The organism is Alloalcanivorax sp. (genome assembly GCF_964221125.1).
GTDB lineage: Bacteria > Pseudomonadota > Gammaproteobacteria > Pseudomonadales > Alcanivoracaceae > Alloalcanivorax > Alloalcanivorax venustensis.
Genome location: NZ_CAXPXK010000034.1, coordinates 19,679 through 46,079 on the forward strand (window position 1 = coordinate 19,679; position 26,401 = coordinate 46,079).

Consider the following 26,401-nt stretch of genomic DNA (forward strand, 5'->3'; position numbering starts at 1 on the left):
GTTAACCAATGCCCTTTATATCGACCGCGCCGCGCGTTTCTTTAATGCTCCCGCAAGCCCACCGATCTGGTCCATCAGCGCGACCAGCTTGTCGGCGTAGGCCGGGTCGGTGGCGTAGCCGCCGCTCTGTAGCGCGCGGGCAGCCTGCTTCGCATCCGCGGCCTGCAGCACCGGCGCGTAACGCGGGTTGTCACTGATCAGGCGGCCATGGTCCTCGAACGCTTCAGCGTAGGAGTCATAGACGCGGAAGCGGTCCACCACCCGGGTGCGCTGGCCGTTGATGTATTCGTGGGTGACCACCTCGGTGGTGGGGCCTTTCCAATCGGCGCCGGCCTTGATGCCGAACAGGTTATGGCTGTTGCCGCCGTCGTTGGTGGGAATTTCCCGGCGTCCCCAGCCGGTTTCCAGAGCCGCCTGGGCAAGGATCAGCGGCGCCGGCATGCCGGTGCGCCGGGACGCTTCCCGGGCCGGCTCCGACAGCTGGTGCACGAAATCCGTGGGCGTGGCCGGGTTGGCGGCGCTCAGCAGCGGCGGCCGGGGCCGCTCCGTGCGCGCCACGGCGGTGGCTGCGCCGGCATCGTCCATCGCGGCGGCATCACGTTTCGAAGCGCCTGCCGCAGCCTCTACACCGGGCAGACGGCGCGGCTCGCCGCGCGGAATGGCGTCCAGCGGCGACGTGCCGCTGGCGGCCCGGGCGGCGTCCGCGGAAGTGCCCTTACCGGAAAGCTGCGCCACCAGCTGGTCCGCCAGGCCCAGACCGCGACCGGCCATGTGCTGGGACATCTGCTGATCGAACAGCGATTGATAAAAACGCATCTGCGAGCTGTCGGTGAGCTCAGAACGCGGGGTGGCGTCGCGCATGCTCTTGATCATGCGGTGCAGGAACAGCGCCTCGAACTGCTCGGCGGCGCTGCGCAGCTGTTTTTGCGGGTCGCGGGCGGCGCTGTGCGTGAGCCGGTCGAGGCCCTGCACGTCCAGCGCGAACTGACCCTGTATGGAACCGTCCAGGCCGGCCATCAGATAATCTCCAGTTCCGCGCGCAGGGCCCCGGAGGCTTTCAGCGCTTCCAGGATCGACATCAGTTCCTGGGGCGTGGCGCCCAGCGCGTTGAGGGCGTCCACCACTTCCATCAGGTCGGCGCCTTCGACGAACTGCAGCGAACCCTGTTGCTGCTGAATGCTGATATCGCTGTCGGGCACCACGGCGGTCTCACCGTCGCCGAACGGGGCCGGCTGGCTGACGCCGAATTCGGTGTCGATCACCACCGACAGGTTGCCGTGGGCCACCGCCGCCGGTTTCAGGGTGACGCGGCCGTTCAGCACCACCGAACCGGTGCGCGCGTTGATGATCACCTTGGCGGGGGCGTCCGTTGGCGTCACGTAGACACGCTCCACCCGCGCCATGAAACTGACCCGGTCGTTTTCATTCTCGGGGCCGCGCAACTGAATGGTGCGGGCGTTGCGGGCCGCCGCCACGGTGCTGCCGAATTCCTGGTTGATGGCGCGCACCGCGCGCTCGGCGGTGCCGAAGTCGGCGGTCTTCAATTGCAGTTCCAGCAGCCCGCCGTTGGCGCCCAGCTGCAGCGGCACTTCCCGCTCCACCACCGCGCCGCCGGCGATACGGCCGCTGGCCTGCTGGTTGATCTGCACGCTGCTGCCGCCGGCTTCGGCGCCGGCGCCACCGATCAGCAGGTTGCCCTGGGCCAGCGCGTAGGTGGCACCGTCGGCGCCTTTCAGCGACGTCATCAGCAGGGTGCCGCCGCGCAGGCTGCGGGCGTTACCGATCGACGACACCACCACGTCGATGCGCTGGCCGGGGGCCGAGAACGGCGGCAGGTCAGCGGTCACCATCACGCCGGCCACGTTGCGCAACTGCATGTTGGTGCCCGGCGGAATCGCGATGCCCAGCTGCGAGAACATATTGGTCAGGCTTTGCGTGGTGAACGGGGTCTGCATGGTCTGGTCGCCGGAGCCGTCCAGGCCCACCACCAGGCCGTAGCCCACCAGCACGTTATCGCGCACCCCGGAAAAGTCCGCCAGCTCGCGCAGGGGTTCCGCCCGCGCCGGCGAGCTGAACGCGCTCAGCAGCAGCCCCAGCGATAATGTCAGCGCGACCAGACGCAACCGTGCCATGACCGTCACTCCCATGTTCAAAACGGCGAAATGTTCAGGAAGAAGCGCTGCAGCCAGCCCATGTGCTGCGCCTCGTTGATGTACCCGTCGCCCACGTACTCGATGCGCGCGTCCGCCACCTGGGTGGACGGCACCGTGTTGGTGTCGGAAATCTCCAGCGGATCCACCACCCCGGAGAAGCGGATGAATTCGGTGCCCTGGTTGATCAGAATCTGCTTCTCGCCGCGCACGCGCAGATTGCCGTTGGTGAGCACTTCCAGCACCGTCACCGTGATGGTGCCGGTGAAGGTGTTCTCCGCCTGGGAGCCGCCGCCGCCTTCGAAGTCGTTCTCGCCGGTGAGGTCGAAGCCGTAGTCGCTCAGATCCTCCAGGCCGGTGGGTACGGTGGTGGGCGTAAAGGAGGCGGAGCCGCTGCGGTCGGCGTTGCTCTGCGAGCTTTTGCTGGCGCTCACCTGCTCGTTGACCATCACCGTCAGCACGTCGCCCACCGCGCGCGGGCGGCGGTCCTCGAACAGCGGGTTCTGGCCGCGCCCGGCCTGGTAGATGGAACCGTTGGACAGCGCCGGCGGCGGTTGGGGAATTTCCACGCTTTCCTGCTCGCCGACCACCGAGGGCTGCGGCAGTTGCGCGCAGCCGCCCAGCGCCAGCAGCAACACCACGATACCGATGCGGCAATGTTTAACGATGGCGTCCACCAGGGTCTCCCGCATCAGGATCAGAGCTGCGCCAGACGGGACAGCATTTCGTCGGAGGTTTTCACCGCCTTGCTGTTGATTTCGTAGGCGCGCTGGGTCTGGATCATGTTGACCATTTCCTCCACCACATTGACGTTGGAGGTTTCCACATAGGACTGGTACAGGCCGCCCGCGCCGTTCATGCCGGGCATGCTTTCGGTGCGCATGCCGGAGGCGGTGGTTTCCAGGTAGAGGTTCTCGCCGATGCTTTCCAGGCCGGCGGGATTGACGAAGGTGGACACGGTCAGCTGGCCCACTTCCACGCTCTGGCTGGAACCCGGCTCGGTAACGGTGACCAGGCCGTCCTTGCCGATGCTTACCGACAGGGCGTTTTCGGGAATCATCACCGCCGGCTCCAGCGGGTAGCCGCTGGACGTGACCATCTGGCCGTTCTGGTCGAGCTGGAAGCTGCCGTCACGGGTAAAGGCCACGTTGCCGTCGGGCATGCGCACCTGGAAGAAGCCCTTGCCGTTGATCGCCAGATCGCGGGAGTTGCCGGTGTTCTCCAGGCCGCCCTGGCTGTGCAGCCGCTCAGTGGCCACCGGGCGCACGCCGCTGCCCACCTGCATGCCGGACGGCAGGGTGTTCTGCACGTCGTTGGCGCCGCCGGGCTGGCGCAGGTTCTGGTACAGCAGGTCTTCGAACACCGCGCGGGATTTCTTGAAGCCGTTGGTGCTGACGTTGGCCAGGTTGTTGGATATCACATCCATCTTGACCTGCTGGGATTCCAGACCGGTCTTGGCCGTCCACAAGGATTTAATCATTGGGTTCCCCTCCGCCTGGCTGCCAGGCTTACTGGATCGACAGCAGACTGTCCGCGCGCTGCGCGTTCTGGTCCGCGGTGTCGATCACCTTCATCTGCATTTCGTAGCGGCGACCGTTGTCGATCATCGCCACCATGGATTCCACCGGGCTGACGTTGCTGCCTTCCAGGGCGCCGGACACCAGCCGGGCGTTCTCGTCCATGGGCAGGGCGCCATCAGGGCCACGGAACAAACCGTCTTCACCGCGCTGCAGCTCGCCTTCGCCACCGTTGACCAGCTTGACGCGGCCGATCTGCACCAGCGCATCCGGATCCTCACCGGCGCCGATGGCACTGAGGGTGCCGTCGGCGCCCATGGACAGCTTGGCGCCCAGCGGCACGATGATCGGCCCGCCTTCGCCGATCACCGGGCGGCCGGCGCTGTTGAGCACGCCATCGCCGTCCACCTGCAGGTCGCCGCGGCGGGTGTAGGCTTCGTCGCCGTTGGTGGCCTGCACCGCCAGCCAGGCGTCTCCCTGCATGGCCACGTCCAGATCACGGCCGGTGGCGTTCATGGGTCCGGCGCTGAAATCGGCGCCCGGCGTGGACGCCATCACCGAGGTGCGGGTGGCCAGGGCACCGTCGCCCTGCACCGGCACCGCGCGCAGTGCCTGCATCTGCCCGCGGAAGCCGGTGGTGGAGGCGTTAGCCAGGTTGTTACTGACCACCGATTGCTGGTCCATGCTCTGGCGCGCGCCGCTCATGGCGGTGTAAAGAATGCGATCCATCCGGGCTCTCCTGTAACGCGATTAGCGCAGGTTCACGGCGCTCTGCAGCACCTCGTCCTGGACCTTGATGGTCTGGGTGTTGGCCTGGTAGTTGCGCTGGGCGACGATCAGGTCCACCAGCTCGCTGGTCAGGTCCACGTTGGAGGTTTCCACGGTGCCCGCTTCCAGGCTGCCGAACTGGCCGGCACCGGCCAGGCCCAGCAGCGGCTGGCCGGAAGCGCCGGTCTCGGTCCAGGCGTTGTCGCCTTCCGGCTGCAGACCTTCCGGGTTACGGAAGTTGGCCAGCGCGATGGTGCCCAGCACCTGGGACTGTTCGTTGGAATAGTTGCCGACGATATTGCCCACTTCATCGAAGGCGATGCCCACCAGGGAGCCGGAGGCGTAGCCGTTCTGGGTGAGAGAATCGAGGGCGAAATCCTCACCGAACTGGGTGGTGCCGTCGAAATCAATGCCGAAGTTCATCGGGTCCGCGCCGCCCCCGGGGGTAAACGCATAGTCGGGGAAGGTGCTGGCGCCTTCGTCGAGGGTGCCGTTGCCGTTAAACGCCAGCTGGCCCACGTTGGTGGCGTCCGCGTTGCCGTCCAGGGACACGCGCACTTCCCACTGGTTTTCACCGGTCTTGGTGAAGTAGGTGGTCATGGTGTGCTGCACGCCCAGGGAGTCGTAGGCGGTGCCGGTGTTGGCGTAGGAATAGGTGTCACCGTCGGCGGCGTCGAACGGCGTGGCGCCACGGTCGATCTCATCCACGGTGGCGTCCAGGTTGAACGACGCCTCTACCTGATCGGTGGCGGTGGCCGCCATGGCACCGGCCGGCACCTGCAGGGTCTCCGGCTGACCGCCGGTGCCAACGCCGGCGGGGAAGCCGGTGAGCCGGGCGCCCTGGGCGTTTTCCAGGTAGCCGTCGGCGGTCAGGGTGAGCTGGCCGTTGCGGGAATAGACGGTCTGGTCGCCCTGGGTGAAACGGAAGAAGCCGTTGCCGTTGATACCCAGGTCCAGGTTACGGCCGGTGGATTCCAGGGTACCGTTGGAGAAATCCTGCAGCACCGTGGACACGCGCACGCCCTGGCCCACCTGGGCACCGGCGTAGACGTCGGCGAACTGCGCGCCGGACCCTTTGAACCCCACGGTCTGGGAGTTGGCGATGTTGTTGCCGACCACGTCGAGATTGGTCGCGGCGGAGTTAAGACCACTGAGTGCCTGTGAAAAACCCATCTTCGTGCTCCTAGAAGTTATTCTTTACGAAATCTTGTTTAAAGAATCTGGCGGATATCGCCGAGACTGACCTGTTCGGAAACGCCGCCCAGATCCAGCAACGGCGCGCCGTTGTCATCCAGGCTCACGCCGCTGACCATGGCGTAGTTCAGATTGACCACTTCCAGAGGCTCACCGTCGGCGCTGGCTTCAACGGACACCGTGTAGGAGCCCTTGGGTGCCTCCTCGCCGCTGTCCATTTCGCCGTTCCAGGTGAACGACTCACTGCCGGCGTCCATGGCGAACGGCTCGAAGCGGCGCACCACCTCGCCGCTGTCATTGCGCACCGTGATCTGCACTTCGTCGGCGGCCTGCTCCAGCTCCACGCCGAACGGCGTGGTGGAACCGTCTTCACCCACCAGCACCCGGTTGCCGGGCACCAGCACGCCGCTGCCGATCAGGCCGGCGGCCTGCATCGCCTGGCCGGCGTCGAGCTGGCCGGTGATGCCTTCCAGGGTGCTGTTGAGTTCGGAGATACCGCTGACGGTGTTGATCTGCGCCAGCTGCGAGGTCATCTCCGCGTTTTCCATGGGGTTCATCGGGTCCTGGTTCTTAAGCTGCGTGACCAGCAGGGTCATGAAACTGTCCTGCAGGTCGGCGCCGTCGGACTTGCTGGCCGCGGCGGCGGCCTGGGCGGCGGCGCTGCCGTTCACCGAATTGAGCACGTTGGAGCCAATCGTCGACATCAGTTTTCTCCCAGCGTCAGGGTCTTCATCATCAGTTGCTTGCTGGTGTTCAGTACTTCCACGTTGGCCTGGTAGGAGCGCGACGCGGAGATCATGTTGACCATTTCATTGACCGGCTCCACGTTGGGCATGGACACATAGCCCTCGTCGTCGGCCAGCGGGTGGTCGGGGCGGAACTCCCGGCGCAGGGGCGAGGGGTCCTCGCTCACTTCGCGCACCCCCACGCCGCCCACGCCGGTGCCGTTCTGGCCGCGCGCCTCGAACATCACCTGCTTGGCGCGGTAGGCCTCGCCGTCGGGGCCGGCGACGCTGTCGGCGTTGGCCATATTGCTGGCGGTGACGTTCATGCGTTGCGACTGCGCCGTCATCGCCGAACCGGAAATCTCAAAAATCGAAAACATCGACATGGTTCAATTCCTATTCAGGCTGCATGGCGGACTTGAGGCCCTGGATGCGGCCGTTGAGCATGGTCAGCGCCGCCTGGTAACGCACCGAGTTGTCGGCGAAGCGGGTGCGCTCCACGTCCATGTTCACGGTGTTGCCGTCCAGGCTGGGTTGGTCCGGTACCCGGTAAAGCAGGTCGCCGACCGGCGCCGAGCCGCTGCCGCCGGCGATGTGCCCGGCGGCGGTGGTGGACAACGACAGCCCACCCCCGGCCGGCCGGCCGCTGTCCATGGCGCGGGACAATTCACTGGCGAAATCAAAATCCCGCGCCTTGAAGTTGGGCGTGTCCGCGTTGGCGATGTTGTTGGCCAGAACCTGCTGGCGCTGGTGGCGCAGGTTCAGTGCTTCCTGGTCGAATTGCAGGGCGGCGGCCAGTCGGTCAATCATGCCGAAGCTCCAATGGCTTGTAGGTCAGAGTGGAGATTAATACCCGCGCGGTCAGGTCAAAGGCACAAACAGGCCACCATTTTGATTCCAATTCGTTTATTCACCCGGCGGCCGGTTACCTAGAATAAGGACCTGACTGGAAAAACCCGTTACCCCGAGGCGCCCTATGCCAGGCCCCCTGTTCCATCACATTGCACGGTTCGTCGTATCGCTGGCGCTGCTCGCCATGGCGCCGGCCGGGGCCGCTGCCGGCCAGCCGGCGGCGGACGCGGCCGAAGCGCCGGCGGTCGGCGCGGTGCGCGCCTTTCTGCTGGAACGGGCCGGCGGGCTCGGCGACAGCGTCGCCGTGGAGGTCCGGGCACCGAGCGCCCACCTGCCGCCCTGCGTGGCCCCGGAAGTGTTCATGCCGGGCCGCGGCCAGAAGCCCTGGGGCCGGGTCTCCGTGGGGGTGCGCTGCGGCGAGCAACAGCGCCGCGTGCGCTATATGCAGGCCCGGGTGACCGTCACCGGGCGTTACTGGGTCAGTGCCGGCGAACTGCCGGCGGGCACGCCGATCCGCGCCGGCATGCTCAGCGCCGAACAGGGCGACCTGAGCCGCCTGCCCGCCAACGCGGTACTGGAGCGGGACCGGATCGTCGGCCAGGAGGCCGCCCGGCCACTGCCCGCCGGCACCGTGATACAGAGCCATCAACTGCGCAAGCCGGCCCTGGTGGAGCGCCGCCAGGCGGTCACCCTGGTGGCCGGCGGCGAGGGTTTCCGCATCAGCCGCGAGGGGCACGCCCTGGACGACGGCGCCCTGGGCGGCCGGGTGCGGGTGCGCCTTTCCAACCGGGAAGTGGTGACCGCACAGGTCACCGGTCCGGGCCGCGCCCGGGTGATGTTTTAAGTATTAAAGGTTTTCCCGGCGCTGCCGATAACCGGGATGAACGCGTGACGGAGGGCTTCCCTTGAAAATTGACAACATTTCCCCCCTGACCCAGCCGGGCACGGTGAATCAGGGCAAAGGCGGCGACAAGGTTTCCACCGAGGCGCCCAAGCAAGGCGGCAACGCGACGGCCGGCGAGGTGGCCCATCTGCGCCAGCCCGCCGCCGACAGCGGCCAGGACATCGACACCGCGCGGGTCGACGAGATTCGCCAGGCGATCTCCGAGGGGCGCCTGGAAATCCGCGCCGACAAGATCGCCGACGGCCTGATCGCCAGCGTCCGCGACCTGCTGGACGCGGACTCGCAATGAGCCTGGCGGAGCACCTGGAGCGCCATCGGGCGCGCCTGGACACCCTGATCGACCTGCTTGACGACGAGCGGCGGTTGCTGGGCGACGGCGCCGTCGACGGTGACGGCCTGGCCCGGGTGGCGCAGGCCAAGCAGGAACAATTCCAGGCGCTGGAGCGCTTCGAGACCCAGCGCCGCCAGGTGCAGCGGCGGCTCGGCTACGACGACGACCGCGCCGGCGACGCCCGGGCCGCGGCCGACGCCGGCTGCACCGCCCTGTGGGCGTCGATCCGTGAACGCGCCGATCAGGCCGCGCGCCTGAACCGCACCAACGGCGTGCTGATCGGCATCCGTCTGGAGCACAACCAGCGAATGCTCAACTTCATCGAGGAAGCCGCCGGCAAGGGCCTGTACGGACCCGACGGCCAGGCCCGTGCCGCCGGCGGCCATGTCAGCAGCCGCGTCTGAAACGCCAGCAAAGGGGGAGCCCCAAGAGTGACCAGAGCACGGGACGCCATCGAGGCGGAAGACAAGCTCGACGTGATACTGGCCTGCCGGCCGGTGTACACCCGCAACCAGGACGTGGCCGCGTTCCAGTTGCTGTTGCACGGGGAAAAGCCCGCCGAGGGCGCGTCGCTGTCCGACATCGAAGCCACCAACACCGTGATCCTGGGCACCTACACCCACGTCTTCCAGGGCGGCAAGACCCGCTCGGTCCCCAGCTTTCTGAAGGTTACCGACGAAGTGCTGATGGCGCCGGAGCTGCCCAACCTGCCGAAGAAGCAGTACATTCTGGAAATTCCCAACAACCTGATGCTCACCTCGGAGCTGGTGGACCGCCTCAAGGCGCTGGCGCGGCGCGGCTACCGGCTGGCCATGGACGGCTATGACCCGGGCGACGACGAACAGGACGTGCTGCTGGATATCGTCCACATCGTCAAGATCGACGTCCGCGACAGCGACGCCGACAGCCTGCGGCGCACCTCGGAAAAACTGCGCGGCCACGGCGTTGAACTGCTCGCCGACCAGATCGCCGACCGCACCCGGTTCCAGCAATGCATGGAACTGGGCTTCGACTATTACCAAGGCGATTTCCTGAGCACGCCATCGCCGGTGAAAGGCAAGAAGATCGCCGGCAACAAGCTGCTGCTGCTGCAACTGCTCACCGAGCTGCACAGCCCGGACGCCTCGCCGGCGCGGCTGGAAGAGATCGCCATCAAGGACGCCGGCCTCACCTACCGCCTGCTGAAAACCGTCAACTCCGCCGCCATGGGCCTGCGCCGGGAAGTGAACTCCCTGTCCGACGCCATCGCCCTGCTCGGCCTGGAGGAAATCAAACGCTGGGCCAACCTGTTCCTGATCGACGGCGAGATGCACAAACCGGAGGCCCTCACCCGGGGCATGCTGATACGCGGGCGCATGTGTGAAGTGCTGGCGGAGCTCAGCGACCAGGAAGGCGGCCAGCAAAGCACCTCGGTGAACCATTTTATCGTTGGCCTGCTGTCCCAGCTGGATGCCCTGATGGACATCGCCATGCCGGAACTGATGCAACAGGTGCCGCTCAGCCAGGACGTGAAAAGCGCGTTGCTGGAACGCCGCGGCCCGCTGGGCGCGGTGCTCACCGAGGTGGAAGCCTATGAGGCCGGGCGTTTCGACGCGCTCTCGCTGCTCAGCGAGCGCGCCTACTACGAAGTGGCCTACCGCCACAGCACCGCCTGGGCCCGCCAGGTGCAGCAGGCCATGGGGTATCAGGACTAAGCGTTGCGGTCATGGTAGAGTTCGTCGCACGGAATGCGATCAACACACCGACAATCACAACAAGGATGATCCCATGCGCGCCTTTTACCTGGCCCCCGCCCTGTTGCTTCTCGCCCTGCTGGCGGCCTGCAGCGACACCCCCGACGACGGCGTGATCCGCGACGCCCTGAATCAGGAACTCAAGCAGGCCCATCTTGATGAGCTGTTCCAGGTCACCGAGGTGGAAACCGCCGGCCGTTACCCGGAAGACGACGACCACGTCGCCCTGGACGTGCGCTACACCATGGAAGCGCAGCACGACCTGTCCGAGTACAGCAAGGCGGTAAAACGCGACGAGGAACGGGACGCCATGGACCGGTTCGCCATGGTCATGGCCCTGGCGGCGGTCCGGGTGGAATTCGGCAACTTCGAGGAAGGCGATAACTTCGAACAGGAGCGCCGCCTGATGCTGGAACGCACCGAGGAAGGCTGGCGCGTAGCCCAACCAGAAACCCCAACCGGCCCCGATTCATAGCACTTTGTGGGAGCGGGCCCCGCCCGCGAAAGGTCGCGCAGCGACCGGCAGGATACCAGAGCCCTCTCCGCTATTTATGCCCAAGCAACTCCAGCATCATCAGCACCGCGTCCTCACGGCCGGCGCCGGCCCGATAGTAGCCCTTGCGGCGGCCGTTCTCCACGAAGCCCAGGCGCCGGTAGAGGCTCTGGGCGCCGTCGTTGCCGGCGCGCACCTCCAGGTACATCACCGACATGGAGGCGGTGCGCGCCTCGTCGAGCTCGTCCTCCAGCATCCATAGGGCCAGGCCGCGGCGCTGGCGCGCCGGGGCCACCGCCACGTTCAGCAGATGGCGTTCGTCGAGCACGCTGGAAAGAATCATGAAGCCCACCGGCTCGCCGTCCACGGCGGCCACCCGGCAACGGTAGGCCCCCTGCAGACAGTCGCGGAAATTACCTTCGCTCCAGGGGGTGGGCTGGCTGGCGTTTTCGATCGCCAGCACCGCCGGCAGATCCGCGCTGGTCATGGCCCGCATGCGGGCGCCGTCCGGCCCCACCGTCATCCACGCGACCCGGCGAAGCCGTGCGCTACCATCGCCTGCCAACTGCGTTTCTTGGCCAGCGCCGGCCGGTCGAGCATTTCCTGCAGGCTGTCCACCGCCAGCGCCGGCATCTCGCCCAGCTTCACCGCCTGGAAGCGCTCGCCGCCCAGCACCGCCGTGGCCAGACTGTGGTCCACGCAGAACAACGCCCGACGGCCACCGTGCTGGCGGCTCAACCCGGCAAAGAAAGCGGTCAGCGCCTGGGCGGCCTCGCCGGCGCTCATGGGCTGCTTGGTGAGCGGGCAATAGAAGCGGCGCGGGCGCTCCGGGGCGGCGCCGAACACGGTCAGCAGGGAGGCGGCCAGGGCGCCGGTGTAGCGGCCCAGCTCCGGCGCCTGGGGGTCTTCCTGCTGGAACACCACCCAGGTATCGCCGGCCAGATGCGCCTCCAGGGTGAAGGTCAGGCCCGCCGCGTTATCCGGGGCGGGCGCCCGGGCCGGCGTCTCGGCGACGCTGTCACGGGGCGCCGGGGCCCGGCGTGCCGGTGCCTCGGCGCTAGTGTCCGCCGCCGCGGCACCGGCCGCCGCGGTCTCCCTGGCGGGCTGCTCGGCGTCGCCCACGCCCGGCGCGGTTCGCACCGGCGTGGCTTCCACCGGCGCCGCCGCCAGGCTTTTCCCGGCGTCGGTCTCGGCGGCCCAGTCCAGCGGCTCGGACGGCGCCGCGCCGGGCAGCGTCGTGCGCGCCACCCAGGGCGTCAAACCCAGGGCGCGGAGATAACTCTGACGCTGCGCTTCATTCATGGTGGTGTCCTGTGCGGCCGGCCGTACAGCTTAGCAAATGTCCGAGCGCCGTCCGAGGGTTGTGCGCCGGCGGCCAGCGACCAGCAGCATGGCCACGGCCAGCAGCGCGCCGCTGAGCGCGCCGTACAAATGGGCGTTTACGTACACGCGCCCGTTGATCCAGGCGCGCAGATAGTCCACGTCGTAGCCGGGCAGCTGCTCCCACACCAGGCGACCGGCCACCACCGCCAGCACCAGGCTGTGCAGCACCGGATTGCCGCGCCAGCCGATCACCAGACAGAGCACCAGCAGCCCCTGCAGCAGCCCCGACAGCCCCACGTACCAGCCCAGATCCCGATCCAGCACGAAGAACACCGCGCCCACCAGCGGCGCGCTCACCGCGAACCACAGCCAGAACCGCCGCCGGTCCAGCAGGTCGCGGAAGAAAAACAGAATCAGGACCAGGCCGCCCAGATTGAGCAGCGCATGCCAGAGATTCAGGTGCACCAGATGCGCGGTGACCAGACGCCAGACCTCGCCGCCGGCCACGGCGGCGCGGTCGTAGCGCAGCCAGGGGTTCACCCACTGGTGGGCCAGGCCCAATGCCAGAACGACGGCGATGAACGCCAAGGCGTGAGGAAGGAGTTTGGGATCGCGAGTTTGCATCGTGGCAGGATAAGTGAACTCAGAGGCCAGGTCTTGCCTTGTGGGAGCGGGCCTGCCCGCGAAAGGGTGGCTTTTAGCCACCCGGCGGGATACCAGAGACGCTGTTTGTGCTGCTGTTAGGAAGGTCTCTGGGATCCTGCCGGGAGCTTCGCTCCCTTTCGCGGGCGAGGCCCGCTCGCACAAGAGCGCCCTTTAGCGGGCTGGGCCCGCTCGCACATAAAAAAGCCCCGGCGGGAGAACCCGCCGGGGCTTTTGGGAGGTCGTGGGACCGGCTGATTTACATCATGCCGCCCATGCCACCCATACCGCCCATGCCGCCCATATCCGGGGCGCCACCGCCGGCGTTTTCTTCCGGCTTGTCGGCGATCATGGCTTCGGTGGTGATCATCAGACCGGCCACGGACGCGGCGGCCTGCAGGGCGGACCGGGTCACTTTGGCCGGGTCCAGGATGCCCATCTCGATCATGTCACCGTACTCACCGGTGGCGGCGTTGTAACCGAAGTTGCCGCTGCCGTTGCGTACTTCCTGAACCACAACGGACGGCTCACCGCCGGCGTTGTAGACGATCTGACGCAGCGGAGATTCCAGTGCGCGGATGATCAGAGCGATACCGGCGTTCTGCTCTTCGTTGTCGCCTTTGAGCGCGCCGATGTTGGCCAGGGCACGCACCAGGGCGACACCGCCGCCGGGCACCACGCCTTCTTCAACGGCCGCACGGGTGGCGTGCAGGGCGTCGTCGACGCGGGCTTTCTTCTCTTTCATCTCCATTTCGGTGGCGGCGCCGATCTTGATCACGGCCACGCCGCCGGCCAGCTTGGCCACGCGTTCCTGGAGCTTCTCCTTGTCGTAGTCGGAGGAGGAGTTCTCGATTTCCTTGCGGATCTGCTCCACACGGGCGTCGATGTCCGCCTGCTCGCCCTTGCCGCCGACCACGGTGGTGTTTTCCTTGTCGATATTCACCTTCTTGGCGGAACCCAGGTCTTCCAGGGCCACGTTTTCCAGGCTCAGGCCGACTTCCTCGGAAATCACGGTGCCGCCGCTGAGGATCGCCAGATCCTGCAGCATGGCTTTACGGCGGTCGCCGAAGCCGGGCGCTTTCACGGCGGCGCACTTGATGATGCCGCGCATGTTGTTGACCACCAGGGTGGCCAGCGCTTCGCCTTCGATGTCCTCGGCGATGATCATCAGCGGCTTGCCTGCCTTGGCCACGTTCTCGAGAACCGGCAGCAGCTCGCGGATGTTGGAGATCTTCTTGTCAACCAGCAGGATGTAGGGGTCTTCCAGCTCCACCTGCATCTTTTCCTGGTTGTTGATGAAGTACGGGCTCAGGTAACCGCGGTCGAACTGCATGCCTTCCACGACTTCCAGCTCGTTGACCAGGGACTGGCCTTCTTCCACGGTGATCACGCCTTCCTGGCCGACCTTCTCCATGGCCTGGGCGATGATCTCACCCACGGACTTGTCGGAGTTGGCGGAGATGGTGCCCACCTGCTCGATGCTCTTGGTGGTGTCACACGGGGTGGACAGCTTCTTGATCTCTTCGACGATGGCGTCGGTGGCCTTGTCGATGCCACGCTTGAGATCCATCGGGTTCATGCCGGCGGCCACGGCTTTCAGGCCTTCGTTGACGATGGACTGGGCCAGTACGGTGGCGGTGGTGGTGCCGTCACCGGCTTCGTCGTTGGCCTTGGAAGCGACTTCCTTGACCATCTGCGCGCCCATGTTCTCGAACTTGTCTTCCAGCTCGATTTCCTTGGCGACGGTCACGCCGTCCTTGGTGATCAGCGGCGCGCCGAAGGATTTCTCCAGCACCACGTTGCGGCCTTTCGGGCCCAGGGTCACTTTGACCGCGTCGGCCAGGGTGTTAACACCCTTGACCATTTTTTGACGACCCTTGTCGCGGAACAATACTTCTTTAGCCATTATTCAATACCTCTGCAGTATTCTCGGCACCGGAACCCGGAGCCTGTATTCCCTGTTAATTCTCAACCTTCGATGACGGCAAGAATCTCGGCTTCGCTCATGATCAGAAGCTCTTCACCGTCCACTTTCACGGTGTTGCCGGAGTACTGACCGAAAATCACTTTGTCGCCGGCCTTCACGTCCAGGGCGCGAACGTCACCGTTCTCCTGGATCTTGCCGTTGCCGACGGCGATCACTTCGCCACGGGACGGCTTCTCGGCGGCGGAACCGGGCAGCACGATGCCACCGGCGGTTTTGGTCTCTTCCTCCTCGCGGCGCACCAGCACGCGATCATGCAAAGGACGAATTTTCATGGTCTCCATTCTCCAAGTTGGCTCTAAGGTCACCGGGGCCTGGCCCCGCAAACCGGAATTAGCACTCTCACGAGTCGAGTGCTAATCATAGTTACCGCTTCACGGCAGTCAATAGGTGGGTGACGAAATCTGTTTCGTCACCGTGTCCCGCGAGATGGGGGCGACGGGGCCCGTTTCAAGCTGCAAGCCTCAAGCTGCAAGCCTCAAGCTTCAAGCTTCAAGCGGCAGGCTGGCCGTGCTGGCAGAGAGGCCGTGCCATGAGCCGCGATACAGGATTCAGGATGCAGGATACAGCGCGGCGGGAAGATCGGTGGGTCGGAAAGTCCTTCACTCCGCGCCCTTGCGTCTTGGCAACCGGCGTCGTGCTAATACGCAAGCCGGTCCGCCCACTCCAGAGCCTTCCCCTGTATCCTGAATCCTGCATCCTGTATCGGGTGGCGCCAGCCACCCTCGGCCCACCCGCCGACACGGCCTGCCTGCAGCTTGTAGCCCGCGGCTATGTTTTTGGTCATTGGCCCGCCGGTTGGCCCTGGGCATACTCTGGCTTTTCGTTTGACGAGGAGCGACCGATGGATTTGAAGGACAAAGTAGTGGTAGTCACCGGCGCCGGCCGGGGCCTGGGGCGCGGTATCGCGGTGAGCCTGGCGAGCCGCGGCGCGCGCATCGCCTGCGTGGATCTCAACGAGGACGACCTGCGCGACACCGTGGCCCGCTGTGAGCGCGCCGGCGGCGAAGCCAAGAGCTACCTGGCCAATGTCGCCCGGGAAGACGAGGTCACCGCCCTGTTCGACGGCGTGGTGGCGGACTTCGGTGCCCTGCACGGCCTGGTCAACAACGCCGGCATCACCCGTGACGGCCTGCTGGTCAAGTTCAAGGACGGCGAGCTGCAATCGTCCATGAGCCTGCAGCAGTGGCAGGCGGTGATCGATGTGAACCTGACCGGGGTGTTCCTGTGCGGCCGCGAGGCGGCCCGCTGCATGCTGGAGAGCGGCGTCGAGGAAGGCGTGATCGTCAACATCTCCTCGATCGCCCGCCAGGGCAGCTTCGGGCAGACCAACTACGCCGCCGCCAAGGCCGGCGTGGTGGCCATGGCCGAGGTCTGGGCGCGGGAGCTGGCGCGCTTCAACATCCGCACCGGCGTGGTGGCGCCCGGCACCATCAACACCGATATGATCGCCGCCATGAAGCCCGAGGCCCGCGACCGGCTGGTGAGCTCGGTGCCGCTGAAACGGCTCGGCGAGCCGGAGCACATCGCCCGCTCGGTGCAGTTCATCTTCGAGAACGACTACTTCACCGGCCGCGTGATCGAAACCGACGGCGGCCTCCGCTAGACGTGCCGGGGCCAAAGGACTGTGGGAGCGAGCCTGCTCGCGAAAGGCCGGCAAAGCCGGCCGGCGGGATACCAGAGACGCCGATGGTGTTCCGCTTTTTAGGTCTCTGGCATCCTGCCGGGCGCTTCGCGCCCTTTCGCGGGCGGGGCCCGCTCCCACAATCCATCGGCTTGTAGCTTGCGACTTGAAGCCTGAAGCTAGTCTCATGAACCAAGAATTCACGGACGCGGTGTATCAGATCGTCGGCGCCATCCCGGCCGGTTGCGTGGCCAGCTACGGGCAGGTCGCACGGCAGGCCGGCTACCCCCGCCATGCCCGCTTCGTGGGGCGTCTGATGGGGCGGCTGCCGGAAGGCTCCGCCCTGCCCTGGCACCGGGTCATCCGCGGCGACGGCGTGCTGCCGCTGGCCGGCACGCCCAGCGGCGAGATCCAGATCCAGCGGTTGACCGACGAGGGCGTCACCGTACTGGGCGCACGCGTTCCCAAATCCTGTTTCTGGCAGCCCTAGCGCCCGGCGGTGTCGTCACGCCGCCGCAACCACCAGATCGTCAGCAGGATGGCCGGCACGCCGAGCAGCGCGGCGTAGTTGAAGAACACCGTGTAGCCGGACGCTTCCACCACCTCGCCGGAGAAGCCGCCGATGAACTTGCCGGGCAGGGTCATCAGCGAGCTGAACAGGGCGTACTGCGTGGCGCTGAAGTTGCGGTTGGTGAGACTCGACATAAAGGCGATCAGCGCCACGTTGGCGAAGCCGCCGAACAGGTTGTCGGCGCTGATCACCGCCGCCAGCCAGGCCAGTGACACCCAGCGCACCTGCTCCGGGTCCACCGGCACCTCGGTGACCGGCGAATAGGTGGCCATCACCGCGAACAGCAGGTTGGTCAGCGCCACCCCCACGGCCCCCACCAGCAGGGAGCGGCCCAGGCCGTGGCGCAGCACCGCCAGCCCGCCCACGGCGGAGCCCAGCATGGTCATGAAGAAGCCGAAGAACTTGGCCACGGTGGCGATCTCGTTCTTGGTGTAGCCGATGTCCAGGTAGAAAGGGTTGGCCATCACGCCCATGGTGATGTCGCTGATCCGGTAGATCGCTACCAGCGCCAGCAGGCCCAGGGCGATCCGCCCGTAGCGGCCGAAGAAGTCCCGGAACGGGGCGATCAGCGCGGTTTCCAGCCACTGTTTCGGGTCGCGCCCAAAGCTTTCCCGGGGCGGCGTGTTCGGCTCGCGGATAATCAGGGTGGTGACGATGCCCACGCCCATCAGCCAGGCCATGGCGTGGTAGGCGCCGTTCCAGGAGTCGTAGCTGGCGATATAGAAAGCCCCGGCGCCGGCCACCAGCATGGCGGTGCGGTAGCCGAAGATGTAGGTGGCCGCCATGGCGCCCTGGAAGGACTCGTCGGCGGAATCGATGCGGTAGGCGTCGATGCAGATGTCCTGGGTGGCGGAGCAGAACGCCACCAGCAGTGCCAGCTGGGCGAAGCGCTCCAGGTGGCCCACCGGCTCCACCAGCGCCATCGCCGCCAGCGACAACGCGATGCCCACCTGGGCCAGCAGCAGCCAGCCGCGCCGCTGGCCGAACAGGCGGTTCAGCAGCGGCAGCTTGAGCCGGTCCACCACCGGCGCCCAGAACACCTTGATGGAAAACATGATGCCCACCCAACTGAAATAGCCGATGGCGGCCCGGTCCACGTCCGCGTCCGCCAGCCAGGCGGACAGGGTGGAGAACACCAGCAGGTAGGGCAGCCCCGCGGAGAACCCCAGGAACAGCATCACCACCACGCGGGGGTGGCTGTAGAGCTGCCAGGCGGTGCGGAACGTATCGCTCAGGGGAGGCATGGCTTTCCCGTACTTATTCGGATCGGTCGGCGAAAGCGAACATAGTCCCGGTTTGCGCGGCACAGCACAACACGGGCCCGGGAACATTTAACAACCGCCGCCACCCCGGACGCCACGCCGCGATTGTGGCCGGCCGCCGGCGCGCCTAGCATAGCGCCATGACCACGCCAGCCTCCCCCGACCACGCCGAACCCTGGTACCTGCTGGGCGCCGGCAACATGGGCCTGCTCGCCGCCCACTACCTGCAGCGCGCCGGCTTAACCGTCATCGCCCTGCGCCGCGACGACGCGCCGACCCTTGAACGCACTCTGATTCTCCCGGACGGGGACAGGGTGCGACTGCAACTCTTGTGCGAGCCACTTGTGGCCCACGAAACGGAGCTTTTGTGCGAGCGGGCCCCGCCCGCGAAAGGGGCGAAGCCCCGGCAGCATCCCAGAGCCCGCTCTAACGACAGCACCAACAACGTCTCTGGTATCCCGCCGGCCGGCTCTGCCGGCCTTTCGCGGGCAGGGCCCGCTCCTACAAGACCAGCCCCCATCCGGCGGCTGGTGATGGCCTGCAAGGCGCCGTTTTCGACGGCGGCGCTGGGCGGGCTGCCGCTGGCGGCGGACGCCACCGTGCTGCGGCTGCAGAACGGCCTGGGCAGCCTGGACGGGCTGCTGCCCGCCGGCGCGCGCAGGGTTGAAGTGGTCAGCGCCTCGGCGGTGAAGCGCGACGGCGACGCCCACCGTGTGGTCGCCGAGAATGACACCTGGATGGGAGAAAGCGTCGCGCCCGGCGGTCCGGCGGCCGCTGAGCCTCCGGCCTGGTTCGGCCCCCTGGCCCGACACTGGCCGAAGCTGCACTGGCCCGACGATTTCCGCCACCGCCAGTGGCGCAAGCTGGTCGGCAACGCGGTGATCAACCCGCTCACCGGCCTGCACGACGTGGCCAACGGGCACATCTTCGAGGACCCGGCGCTGGCCGCCGAGGCCGAACAACTGGCCCGCGAAGCGGACCGGGTGCTCACCGCCCTGGACCCCACCTGGCCCGGCGACTCCCTGCCCGGCGTCCGCGCGCTGGCCGAAGCCACCGCCGGCAACACCTCCTCCATGCGCGCCGACATGCAGGCCGGCGCCGTCACCGAAATCGACGCCATCAACGGCTGGCTGCTGCGCCAGGCCGACGTCCTCGGCCTCGACCTGCCGGCCCACCGCCGCCTCGTCGCGGCGGTCAAAGCCCGCCATCCCTGAAGGGAGGCATTTGTAGGGGGGCCCCGCCCGCGAAAGTTGTGCCGGGGCCGGCGTTGCTCTATGTTTGCCACCGCTTCAGGTGTACGGGAAGCCGGTGAAAGGCCGGCGCTGCCCCCGCAACGGTATGAGGTAGCCGTTACCACAACGCCACCAGGCACGTCCTGGGAAGGCGGTAACGGCGTCACCCCTCGAGCCCGGAGACCGGCCTGTCGCCACTGGCGCGCCCCCGCCGACCACGGCCGGGGCGCACCCCATGTACGGAGGGTGCATCGGGAGGACAATACTATGCATACCCACCCCCTTAAGGTGGCCGCCGCTGTAAAGCTGGCTCTGGCCACGGCTTGCCTGTACGTGCCTGTGACCCAGGCCGACAACACACTCGCCCCGGTGGAAGTCACCGGCTCGCGCACCGCCAGCGTGGCGCGGGAACTGCCCACCGGCACCCTGATCCTGGACCGCGACACCATCGAGGCAATGCCCGCCAACAATCTGGCGGACGTGCTGGACACCCTGGGCGGCGTCCAGGTGCGTCGCAATTTCGGCATCAACGGCGCCCGCGCCACCATTGATATGCAGGGCTTCGGCGCCAACGCCACCTCCAACACCCTGGTGCTGCTCAACGGTCGCCGCTACAGCAACGTGGACCTGTCCGGCCCGGACATCGCCTCGATCCCGCTGGCGGCGATCGAGCGCATCGAAGTGCTGCCCGGCGCCGGCGCGGCGCTGTACGGCAACGGCGTGGTCGGCGGCGCGGTCAACATCGTCACCCGCGAGCGCTACCGGAACCAGGCCGGCGTGGAAGTCACCGGCGGCAGCTTCAGCACCACCGGCGGCGGCCTGTGGGCCACCGGCCACCATCAGGACGAAGGCGGCGGCGACAACCACACCAGCGCCGCCGCCTCGGTGCAGGCCCTGCACAGTGACGGCTACCGGGAGAACAACGACCTGCAGCAGCGCAACGCCTTCGCCGACCTGCGCACCCGCCGCGACGATCTGACCTTCTACCTGACCGCCACCGGCGAGCGCCAGAACCTGGACCTGCCCGGCGGCCGCACCGTCAACCTGGCCACCGGCGAGAACCAGTTCGAGAACGATCCGGAAGGCGCCGCCACCCCCTATGACTGGGCGGATCAGGACACCATCACGGTGATGCCCGGCATGAACGCGCGCATCGGCGATCACAGCCGCCTGCACCTGGATTTCTCCGGCCGCCGCAAGGAGCAGAGCTACTTCTTCTACTTCCCGGGCTTCTCCACCTACGGTGAAACCGACGTGGACAGCTACAGCGTCAACCCGCGCTTTACCAGCCAGTTCCGGACCGCCGGCCTGACCCACAACACCACGGTGGGCTGGGATTTGTACGACTACCGCCTGGAAAACCGCAGTGCCGGCGAGAAATCGCGCATCGGTGACCCCACCAGCACCAAGGACGTGGACCAGCGGCAAACCGCCTGGTATTTCCACGATGTGATGACCCTGGACCGCTGGTCCTTCACCCTGGGCGCGCGTCGCCTGGACGTGGACACCGAGACGGAAACCACCGGCTTCGGCGCCGGCGAGGGCGAGGACAGCCAGGACGCGGAGATGTACGAAGGCGGCGTGCGCTACCACTTCGACGGCGGCCTGGACGTGTTCGCCGGTGCCCAGCGCAGCGTGCGCATCGTCAACGCTGACGAAATCACCCCGGACGACGAACTGCTGGAGCCGCAAACCGGCGAGCAGTACACCCTGGGCGCCAGCTGGCAAAAAGGTATCCAGACCTCCACGCTGACCGCCTGGCAGGGGCGCTTCGACAATGAAATCGTCTTCAATCCTTATGCCGGCGGCTTCGGGTCCAACGTCAACCTGGAAGACCGCACCCTGCGCCGTGGCGTGAGCCTGAACAGCCGCTGGCGGCTGGACCGCGACCTCACCCTGGTGCTCAACGGCACCCTGCAACGGGCCGAGTTCGACGAGGGCGAATGGGAAGGCAACGACGTGCCGCTGGTGTCGCGCCAGCTGTTCTACGCCCAGGCCAACTGGCAGGCGCTGCCCTGGCTGGAGCTGTCCCTGGCGCACCGCTACGTGGGCAAGCGCCGCTTCGACAACGACCAGCCCAACGACTTCCAGCAGATCGACAGCTACCGGATGACCGACCTGGAGGCCACCGCCCGCTACCAAAATGCTTACTTGCGCATCGGGGCCTATAACCTGGAGGATGAACTGGCGGCGGATTACGGCGTCAAAGCCACCAACAACCTCAGTTATAACGCCTACCCCCTGCCGGAACGGCACTACCGGGTAAGCCTGGGAATGGAATTCTGACCATGAGCGACGGCAAGGACGACAAAACCCGCATCAACCGGGTGATCACACGCAGCGGCGACGACGGCCGCACCGGCCTGGCCGACGGCAGCCGGATCGCCAAGGATCATCCGCGCATCCAGGCCCTGGGTGCGCTGGACGAGCTGAACAGCGGCCTGGGCGTGCTGCGCGCCCGGGCCCTGGACGACGATCTGGACGCGTTGCTGGAGCGGGTCCAGCACCTGCTGTTCGATCTGGGCGGCGAACTGGCGGTGCCCGGCACCGTCACCCTCACTGACGACGATCTGGTGGAAGTGGAATCCCAGGCCGACATGCTCAACGCGGAACTGGCGCCGCTCAAGGAATTCGTGCTGCCCGGCGGTCATCCCGACGCCGCCTGGTGCCATCACTGCCGCACCGTGGCCCGGCGCGCCGAACGGGACCTGATCGCGGTCGGCGACGACGACCAGGTCAACCCGGTCAGCCGCGCCGTGCTCAACCGCGTCGGCGATCTGCTGTTCGTGATGGCCCGCGCCATCAACCTGCGTACCGGCACCGATGAGCCGCAATGGGTGCGTCGCCAGGATCGTTAACGGCCTTGTGGGAGCGGGCCTTGCCCGCGAAAGGGTGGCTTATAGCCACCCGGCAGGGATACCAGAAGCGTTGTTAGCACCACCGTTACAAAGGCCTCTGGGATCCTACCGGGAGCTTCGCTCCCTTTCGCGGGCAGGGCCCGCTCCCACAACGTAGCTACCACCCATCATGAACAATTTTGCTTCGAGGCCTCTCAAACTAAACGGATAGCCATTAAGAATCAGGCGGTTATTCCTCCTGCAATACTCTAAAAAATCCAGCAAAAAACGGGACATATTAATCGCCGACAGCGCCCAGACCTCCGGGCGTTTATCAATTTTTGGTATGCCATCAACCGTACGCCCCGGGAAGCCGACCTGGTAAAACCCTACCCGTTCACATAGGAAATGCAGATCCAGCTTTGCTTCCCAGCTGTACGCCTGGAAAATTCGACCAAGCGAATAAGAAACGCGGCTGTCCATCATCATCATATCGAGTATAAGGCAGCCCCATACCTTAGACCAGCCGGAGTTCATATAGATGACTCCTTCATGGTCACCGACTTTCAAAAGAGCAACATGCTCTCTTATCACTCTAAGCAAGGACCGCGACTCATAAAGTTTCTCAACGGTAGGTTTATTGTGCCTTCTCAGGCCGACTGGGTAATAAACCCTTGCCCAGTCCATGATCGCCGATACAGCGGCCAAACAACGGTCCTCGTCTTCCTGATCCAGCGCCAGGGCTAACTCGTTGCCGGCCACTGAAAGAGTATGCGTGGCATCGGATAGCGAAACACCGGTGCCATGCCGGTCATGGAGCCATTGATACTTTTGCCTCAGACTGAAACGCCAGAAGTACTCCGAATTACAGGCTTCCAAATGCAAAGCTAGAAAGTGAAATAAATCCTCTTCAAACTCCTCGCCTTCCACCTTCATTGCTTGGCGAAGAACCGCGCTTTTAGACTCGGTCAGATGGAAAACGCATTGTTTGAGATCGGCGAGCCTGTCGTAACGGCGAGGATCCTTGAGCTGGTAAAACCGGTCGTGGCCACCTGCACTGTCACTGCAGAACTTCTGAATAAAGCGCAGACAAGAGAATGTCTTACCGGGAGCCGAGATACCAGGTATCGAAAAGCTCGCAAGATCAAGAAGATCTTTATAGCTAAAAGACTTTGGCAGCCTCCCCGCGTTCCGGAACATGATGTCATGATGGAACATGCGCTTTTCTATCTTCGGGTCTTTACGCGGAAATGTCATACTCTTCCAGAAACCGGTAATTATTCTCTAGCCAGTGCTGGAAACGGCGGCGTAGCTCTTCGTCGCTGGGCACCGGCACCTGTATCCATTCGCAGCGTTGACGCACGCCCAGCCGGAACGCTTCGAACGCGCCGTGCCGGCGCATGGAAAACCATTTCTTTTGCCCGCGCTGCGCGGTCACCGAGACGTTGATGCCCTTGGGTTTTTGGCGGCGCGTGACGGTGATGCCGATGATGCCGAAGCTGTTGTCTTGAGGTTTCAGGCTGCCCAGTTCATTGACGGAGACACGTCTCAGCTTCGGCGGCGCCCCGAGAGTGCCCCAACGCTTGAGTGCTCCCAACTGTGCATCCCGCCACTCCAAAGCCGCCCCGAGGGCGGCGTATTTATCCCGATACCGGCTGTCTCTGAAGCACTTCCTGAACTGCTTTTTACGCCCCTTTTCGTCGACATAGGGCAGTGCACACCACCAGAATTTGCAGGCCTCCTTTCGGTAAACGTAGAGGTGCCGATTCCCCGTTTTTTCTGTATCAAAATCGTCCATTTTTTAAGAAATCCTTATTGTAGGAACAATTTTATCTGTCCCTTTTTTATAATTTTTTAGTGCGCGAGAACCTAACATCACCCTGACATCAACTTCCACATTAATTTTAATAAGGAGACAGACCCGGCAGTCATATATATTTAAGTTTGCCATTAGGGGAGGTCTCGGGAATCCCGCGGGGCCACCTTTGCCGGCAAGCTTTGCTTGCCTTTCGCGGGCTGGGCCCGCTCCCACAGGCGATTTTGAAAGAATGTGCAAGGCGCTGGGTCGTGGGGCCGGCAGGGCTTAGACTGGCGGTTCCGTTATTCTGGCGAGGACCGCCTGCCGACCATGGGCATACGCAACAAGCTTTTCCTCACCTTTCTCGGCACCTTCGTGGTGCTGATCGTGGCCGCCAGCGGTTTCTATTTCTTTGCGTTCGAGCAGAGCCTGCGCAAGTACATCGACGAGCGCCAGCAGGCCCAGGTGGAGCGCCTGGCCGACCACCTGGGCGTGCTGTACGCGCAACGGGGCAGCTGGGACTTCCTGCTCAGCGACCCGCGGGTGCTGGGCCGGCTCTACTGGCTGGCCGGCGACCGCAACACCGACACCGAGCCGGGCAAGCGGGACCGCCGCGACGCGCCCCGCCATCTGACTCTGCTGACGGCGGACCGGCGCCCGTTGATCGGCCCGCCGCCGACGCAACAGTTCAGCCGCCTGGTGCCGATCCGCACCGACAACGATCTGGTCGGCTGGCTGGCCTACCCCGACCAGGAAGCGATCCGCGACAAGCTTGACCGGCGCTTCCAGGAGCGCCAGCTCAATTTCGCCGGCTGGATGGCTCTGGTGGGCCTGGCCCTGTCGCTGCTGGTGTCCTGGCTGCTGGCGCGCCACCTGGTGGCGCCGGTGACGGCGCTGAGCGCCCACACCCGCAAGCTGCGCGAGGGCGACTACCAGACCCGGCTGGGCAGCCGGCGCCGCGACGAGCTGGGGGATCTGATCCGCCATGTGGACAGCCTGGGCGAGCGCCTGGACCAGGGCCAGAAAGCCCGCCAGCGCTGGTTTTCGGACATCGCCCACGAGCTGCGCACGCCGCTGTCGGTGCTGCAGGGTGAGCTGGAAGCGGTGGTCGACGGCGTGCGGCCGCTCAACCACGAGACCATCGCGGCGCTGGAATCCGAGGTACGCCAGCTCACCCATCTGGTCAGCGACCTGCATGACCTGGCCCTGGCCGACGCCGGCAACCTGCGCTACCACTTCACCGCGCTGGATCTGGACACGCTCTGCGAAGACGCCGTGGACGCGGTGCGCCCGGCGTTCGGCCGCCGTCGCGTGCGCCTGCGCACCGACCTGAGCCCGGCGCGGGTCAACGGCGACCCGGTGCGCCTGCGCCAGCTGCTGGACAACCTGCTGCAGAACAGCCTCAAGTACACCGACGAGGGCGGCGAGGTGCACCTTACCCTGGGCCGCGACGGCGACGACTGGCGCCTGACCCTGAACGACAGCGCCCCCGGCGTGCCCGACGACGCCCTGCCGAAACTGTTCGATCACCTCTACCGGGTGGAAAGCTCGCGCAACCGCCAGACCGGCGGCGCCGGCCTGGGGCTGGCCATCGCCCGGCGCATCGTCGAAGCGCACGGCGGCACGATGGAAGCGGACCATAGCCCCCTGGGCGGTCTTCGAATTACGGTGCGGTTGCCATTGTAGGAGCGGGCCTCGCCCGCGAAAGGGAGCGAAGCTCCCGGCAGGATTCCAGAGAGGCTGTTTGTACCGCTGTTAGAGAGGGCGCTGGAATCCTGCCGGGTGGCTTATAAGCCACCCTTTCGCGGGCGGGGCCCGCTCCCACAAGTCTTGCTCCCACAAGGTGGGCTTCCACAGCGAATGAAAGGAACGGAACATGGCGAAAATTCTGATCGTCGAGGATGAGCCCCGGTTGGCGCAATTGCTGGCGGACTATCTGCGCCACAGCCATTTCGAGCCGGAGCAGACCGGCAGCGCCGTGGAGGCCGAGCAGCGCGTGCGCGACGGTGATTTCGACGCGGTGCTGCTGGACCTGATGCTGCCCGACGGCGACGGCATGGAAGTGTGCAAGGCGATCCGCCGTTTCTCTCAAGTGCCGATTCTGATGATCACCGCCCGCGTGGAAGAGGTGGACCGCCTGCTGGGCCTGGAGATCGGCGCCGACGACTACATCTGCAAGCCGTTCAGCCCCAGGGAAGTGGTGGCGCGGGTCAAGGCGGTGCTGCGCCGCGCCGGTAACGCCGCCCAGCCCCCGGCCGAAGGGGGCCTGACCCTGGACCGGCACCGTTTCGAGGCGGTCCACGACGGCGCCCGGGTGGCGCTCACCGCGATCGAATTCGAGCTGCTGGCGGCGTTGTCCCGCCAGGCCGGGCGCATCTGGACCCGCGACCAGCTGATGGACGTGATCTACTCCGACCACCGGGTGGTGTCCGACCGCACCATCGACAGCCATATCCGCAAG

The 26,401-nt window shown here is 65.8% G+C and carries 29 protein-coding genes and 1 riboswitch; of the genes, 12 read left to right on the forward strand and 17 right to left on the reverse strand.

Annotated elements, in window-relative coordinates; genetic code table 11:
• Positions 1-15 precede the first annotated feature (15 nt).
• Genes flgJ through flgB form a run of 9 tightly spaced genes read right to left on the reverse strand, consistent with a single transcriptional unit; the run spans position 16 to position 7,164 of the window.
• Positions 16-1,017 carry a flagellar assembly peptidoglycan hydrolase FlgJ gene (gene flgJ, locus ACEQZD_RS04765; protein WP_370184331.1) on the reverse strand — a complete coding sequence of 334 codons (1,002 nt, stop codon included), beginning with the start codon at positions 1,015-1,017 and terminating at the stop codon, positions 16-18.
• Complete coding sequence (locus ACEQZD_RS04770; RefSeq protein WP_370184333.1) at positions 1,017-2,132, reverse strand: flagellar basal body P-ring protein FlgI; 1,116 nt, start codon at positions 2,130-2,132, stop codon at positions 1,017-1,019. The genes flgJ and ACEQZD_RS04770 overlap by 1 nt, the downstream gene beginning before the upstream one ends.
• 17 nt (positions 2,133-2,149) lie before the next feature.
• Positions 2,150-2,827 carry a flagellar basal body L-ring protein FlgH gene (locus ACEQZD_RS04775; protein WP_370202938.1) on the reverse strand — a complete coding sequence of 226 codons (678 nt, stop codon included), beginning with the start codon at positions 2,825-2,827 and terminating at the stop codon, positions 2,150-2,152.
• A gap of 20 nt (positions 2,828-2,847) precedes the next feature.
• The gene (gene flgG, locus ACEQZD_RS04780) at positions 2,848-3,630 is read right to left on the reverse strand and encodes a flagellar basal-body rod protein FlgG (protein WP_142948095.1); all 783 of its coding nucleotides are present in this window, start codon (positions 3,628-3,630) and stop codon (positions 2,848-2,850) included.
• 28 nt (positions 3,631-3,658) lie between these two features.
• Positions 3,659-4,396, reverse strand: coding sequence for a flagellar basal body rod protein FlgF (locus tag ACEQZD_RS04785; RefSeq protein WP_370184335.1), 738 nt, complete (start codon positions 4,394-4,396; stop codon positions 3,659-3,661).
• A 21-nt stretch (positions 4,397-4,417) separates the two neighbouring features.
• Positions 4,418-5,608 carry a flagellar hook protein FlgE gene (gene flgE / locus ACEQZD_RS04790; RefSeq protein ID WP_142948093.1) on the reverse strand — a complete coding sequence of 397 codons (1,191 nt, stop codon included), beginning with the start codon at positions 5,606-5,608 and terminating at the stop codon, positions 4,418-4,420.
• Positions 5,609-5,646: 38 nt separating this feature from the next.
• Positions 5,647-6,333, reverse strand: a complete 687-nt coding sequence (gene flgD, locus ACEQZD_RS04795) for a flagellar hook assembly protein FlgD (RefSeq protein WP_142948092.1) — start codon at positions 6,331-6,333, stop codon at positions 5,647-5,649.
• On the reverse strand, positions 6,333-6,740 hold the full coding sequence (flgC, locus tag ACEQZD_RS04800; RefSeq protein ID WP_370184336.1) for a flagellar basal body rod protein FlgC: 408 nt from the start codon (positions 6,738-6,740) through the stop codon (positions 6,333-6,335). Before flgC ends, flgD begins: the two co-directional genes overlap by 1 nt.
• Before the next feature lie 10 nt (positions 6,741-6,750).
• Positions 6,751-7,164 (reverse strand): flagellar basal body rod protein FlgB, encoded by a 414-nt coding sequence (gene flgB / locus ACEQZD_RS04805; RefSeq protein WP_370184337.1) that lies wholly within the window; start codon positions 7,162-7,164, stop codon positions 6,751-6,753.
• A 166-nt stretch (positions 7,165-7,330) separates the two neighbouring features.
• Here flgB and flgA point away from each other — a divergent pair, with 166 nt between their 5' ends.
• The 5 genes from flgA (at position 7,331) to ACEQZD_RS04830 (ending at position 10,649) form a co-directional block, all read left to right on the forward strand.
• On the forward strand, positions 7,331-8,050 hold the full coding sequence (gene flgA, locus ACEQZD_RS04810; protein ID WP_370184340.1) for a flagellar basal body P-ring formation chaperone FlgA: 720 nt from the start codon (positions 7,331-7,333) through the stop codon (positions 8,048-8,050).
• 61 nt (positions 8,051-8,111) lie between these two features.
• Complete coding sequence (gene flgM / locus ACEQZD_RS04815) at positions 8,112-8,399, forward strand: flagellar biosynthesis anti-sigma factor FlgM (protein WP_228548129.1); 288 nt, start codon at positions 8,112-8,114, stop codon at positions 8,397-8,399.
• A complete protein-coding gene (locus ACEQZD_RS04820; RefSeq protein WP_142948088.1) occupies positions 8,396-8,845 on the forward strand; it encodes a flagella synthesis protein FlgN in 450 nt (149 codons plus the stop codon). Before flgM ends, ACEQZD_RS04820 begins: the two co-directional genes overlap by 4 nt.
• A gap of 27 nt (positions 8,846-8,872) precedes the next feature.
• Positions 8,873-10,135 (forward strand): HDOD domain-containing protein, encoded by a 1,263-nt coding sequence (locus ACEQZD_RS04825; protein WP_335629098.1) that lies wholly within the window; start codon positions 8,873-8,875, stop codon positions 10,133-10,135.
• 73 nt (positions 10,136-10,208) lie between these two features.
• Positions 10,209-10,649 (forward strand): hypothetical protein, encoded by a 441-nt coding sequence (locus tag ACEQZD_RS04830; RefSeq protein WP_370184342.1) that lies wholly within the window; start codon positions 10,209-10,211, stop codon positions 10,647-10,649.
• Positions 10,650-10,719: 70 nt separating this feature from the next.
• Here the strand turns inward: ACEQZD_RS04830 and rimI are convergent, their stop codons facing one another.
• From rimI to groES, 5 genes are all read right to left on the reverse strand, one after another.
• Positions 10,720-11,190, reverse strand: a complete 471-nt coding sequence (gene rimI / locus ACEQZD_RS04835) for a ribosomal protein S18-alanine N-acetyltransferase (RefSeq protein WP_335629096.1) — start codon at positions 11,188-11,190, stop codon at positions 10,720-10,722.
• A complete protein-coding gene (locus ACEQZD_RS04840) occupies positions 11,187-11,969 on the reverse strand; it encodes a hypothetical protein (protein WP_370184344.1) in 783 nt (260 codons plus the stop codon). Before ACEQZD_RS04840 ends, rimI begins: the two co-directional genes overlap by 4 nt.
• A gap of 30 nt (positions 11,970-11,999) precedes the next feature.
• Positions 12,000-12,614: a rhombosortase gene (gene rrtA, locus ACEQZD_RS04845; RefSeq protein WP_370233452.1), complete on the reverse strand. Its 615-nt coding sequence runs from the start codon at positions 12,612-12,614 to the stop codon at positions 12,000-12,002.
• Between the two features lie 277 nt (positions 12,615-12,891).
• Positions 12,892-14,538: a chaperonin GroEL gene (gene groL, locus ACEQZD_RS04850; protein ID WP_142948083.1), complete on the reverse strand. Its 1,647-nt coding sequence runs from the start codon at positions 14,536-14,538 to the stop codon at positions 12,892-12,894.
• 62 nt (positions 14,539-14,600) lie between these two features.
• Positions 14,601-14,891: a co-chaperone GroES gene (gene groES / locus ACEQZD_RS04855; protein ID WP_067607474.1), complete on the reverse strand. Its 291-nt coding sequence runs from the start codon at positions 14,889-14,891 to the stop codon at positions 14,601-14,603.
• A gap of 569 nt (positions 14,892-15,460) precedes the next feature.
• Here groES and ACEQZD_RS04860 point away from each other — a divergent pair.
• Together ACEQZD_RS04860 and ACEQZD_RS04865 are read left to right on the forward strand one after the other, a co-directional pair.
• Entirely contained in the window at positions 15,461-16,222 is a 762-nt protein-coding gene (locus tag ACEQZD_RS04860; RefSeq protein ID WP_370184347.1) for an SDR family oxidoreductase, read from the forward strand.
• 205 nt (positions 16,223-16,427) lie between these two features.
• On the forward strand, positions 16,428-16,730 hold the full coding sequence (locus ACEQZD_RS04865) for an MGMT family protein (RefSeq protein WP_370184350.1): 303 nt from the start codon (positions 16,428-16,430) through the stop codon (positions 16,728-16,730).
• Here the strand turns inward: ACEQZD_RS04865 and ACEQZD_RS04870 are convergent.
• On the reverse strand, positions 16,727-18,055 hold the full coding sequence (locus tag ACEQZD_RS04870) for an AmpG family muropeptide MFS transporter (RefSeq protein ID WP_370184352.1): 1,329 nt from the start codon (positions 18,053-18,055) through the stop codon (positions 16,727-16,729). The two genes, ACEQZD_RS04865 and ACEQZD_RS04870, sit on opposite strands and share 4 nt — an antisense overlap.
• Before the next feature lie 158 nt (positions 18,056-18,213).
• Here ACEQZD_RS04870 and ACEQZD_RS04875 point away from each other — a divergent pair, with 158 nt between their 5' ends.
• From ACEQZD_RS04875 to ACEQZD_RS04885, 3 genes are all read left to right on the forward strand, one after another.
• Complete coding sequence (locus ACEQZD_RS04875) at positions 18,214-19,287, forward strand: ketopantoate reductase family protein (protein WP_370184354.1); 1,074 nt, start codon at positions 18,214-18,216, stop codon at positions 19,285-19,287.
• Positions 19,288-19,347: 60 nt separating this feature from the next.
• A riboswitch (cobalamin riboswitch) is annotated at positions 19,348-19,512 on the forward strand.
• Between the two features lie 60 nt (positions 19,513-19,572).
• Positions 19,573-21,591 carry a TonB-dependent receptor domain-containing protein gene (locus tag ACEQZD_RS04880; protein WP_370184355.1) on the forward strand — a complete coding sequence of 673 codons (2,019 nt, stop codon included), beginning with the start codon at positions 19,573-19,575 and terminating at the stop codon, positions 21,589-21,591.
• Between the two features lie 2 nt (positions 21,592-21,593).
• Positions 21,594-22,163 (forward strand): cob(I)yrinic acid a,c-diamide adenosyltransferase, encoded by a 570-nt coding sequence (locus tag ACEQZD_RS04885; protein ID WP_194856848.1) that lies wholly within the window; start codon positions 21,594-21,596, stop codon positions 22,161-22,163.
• A 105-nt stretch (positions 22,164-22,268) separates the two neighbouring features.
• On the opposite strand, the gene ACEQZD_RS04890 is transcribed toward ACEQZD_RS04885, so the two are convergent.
• Positions 22,269-23,399, reverse strand: a complete 1,131-nt coding sequence (locus tag ACEQZD_RS04890) for a hypothetical protein (RefSeq protein WP_370184358.1) — start codon at positions 23,397-23,399, stop codon at positions 22,269-22,271.
• Positions 23,383-23,940: a hypothetical protein gene (locus ACEQZD_RS04895; RefSeq protein ID WP_214012151.1), complete on the reverse strand. Its 558-nt coding sequence runs from the start codon at positions 23,938-23,940 to the stop codon at positions 23,383-23,385. The genes ACEQZD_RS04890 and ACEQZD_RS04895 overlap by 17 nt, the downstream gene beginning before the upstream one ends.
• A 330-nt stretch (positions 23,941-24,270) precedes the next feature.
• On the opposite strand from ACEQZD_RS04895, the gene ACEQZD_RS04900 reads away from it, so the two are divergent.
• A complete protein-coding gene (locus ACEQZD_RS04900) occupies positions 24,271-25,626 on the forward strand; it encodes an ATP-binding protein (protein WP_142948077.1) in 1,356 nt (451 codons plus the stop codon).
• A 190-nt stretch (positions 25,627-25,816) separates the two neighbouring features.
• On the forward strand, positions 25,817-26,401 hold a 585-nt coding region (locus ACEQZD_RS04905; RefSeq protein ID WP_370184360.1), incomplete at its 3' end, for a response regulator.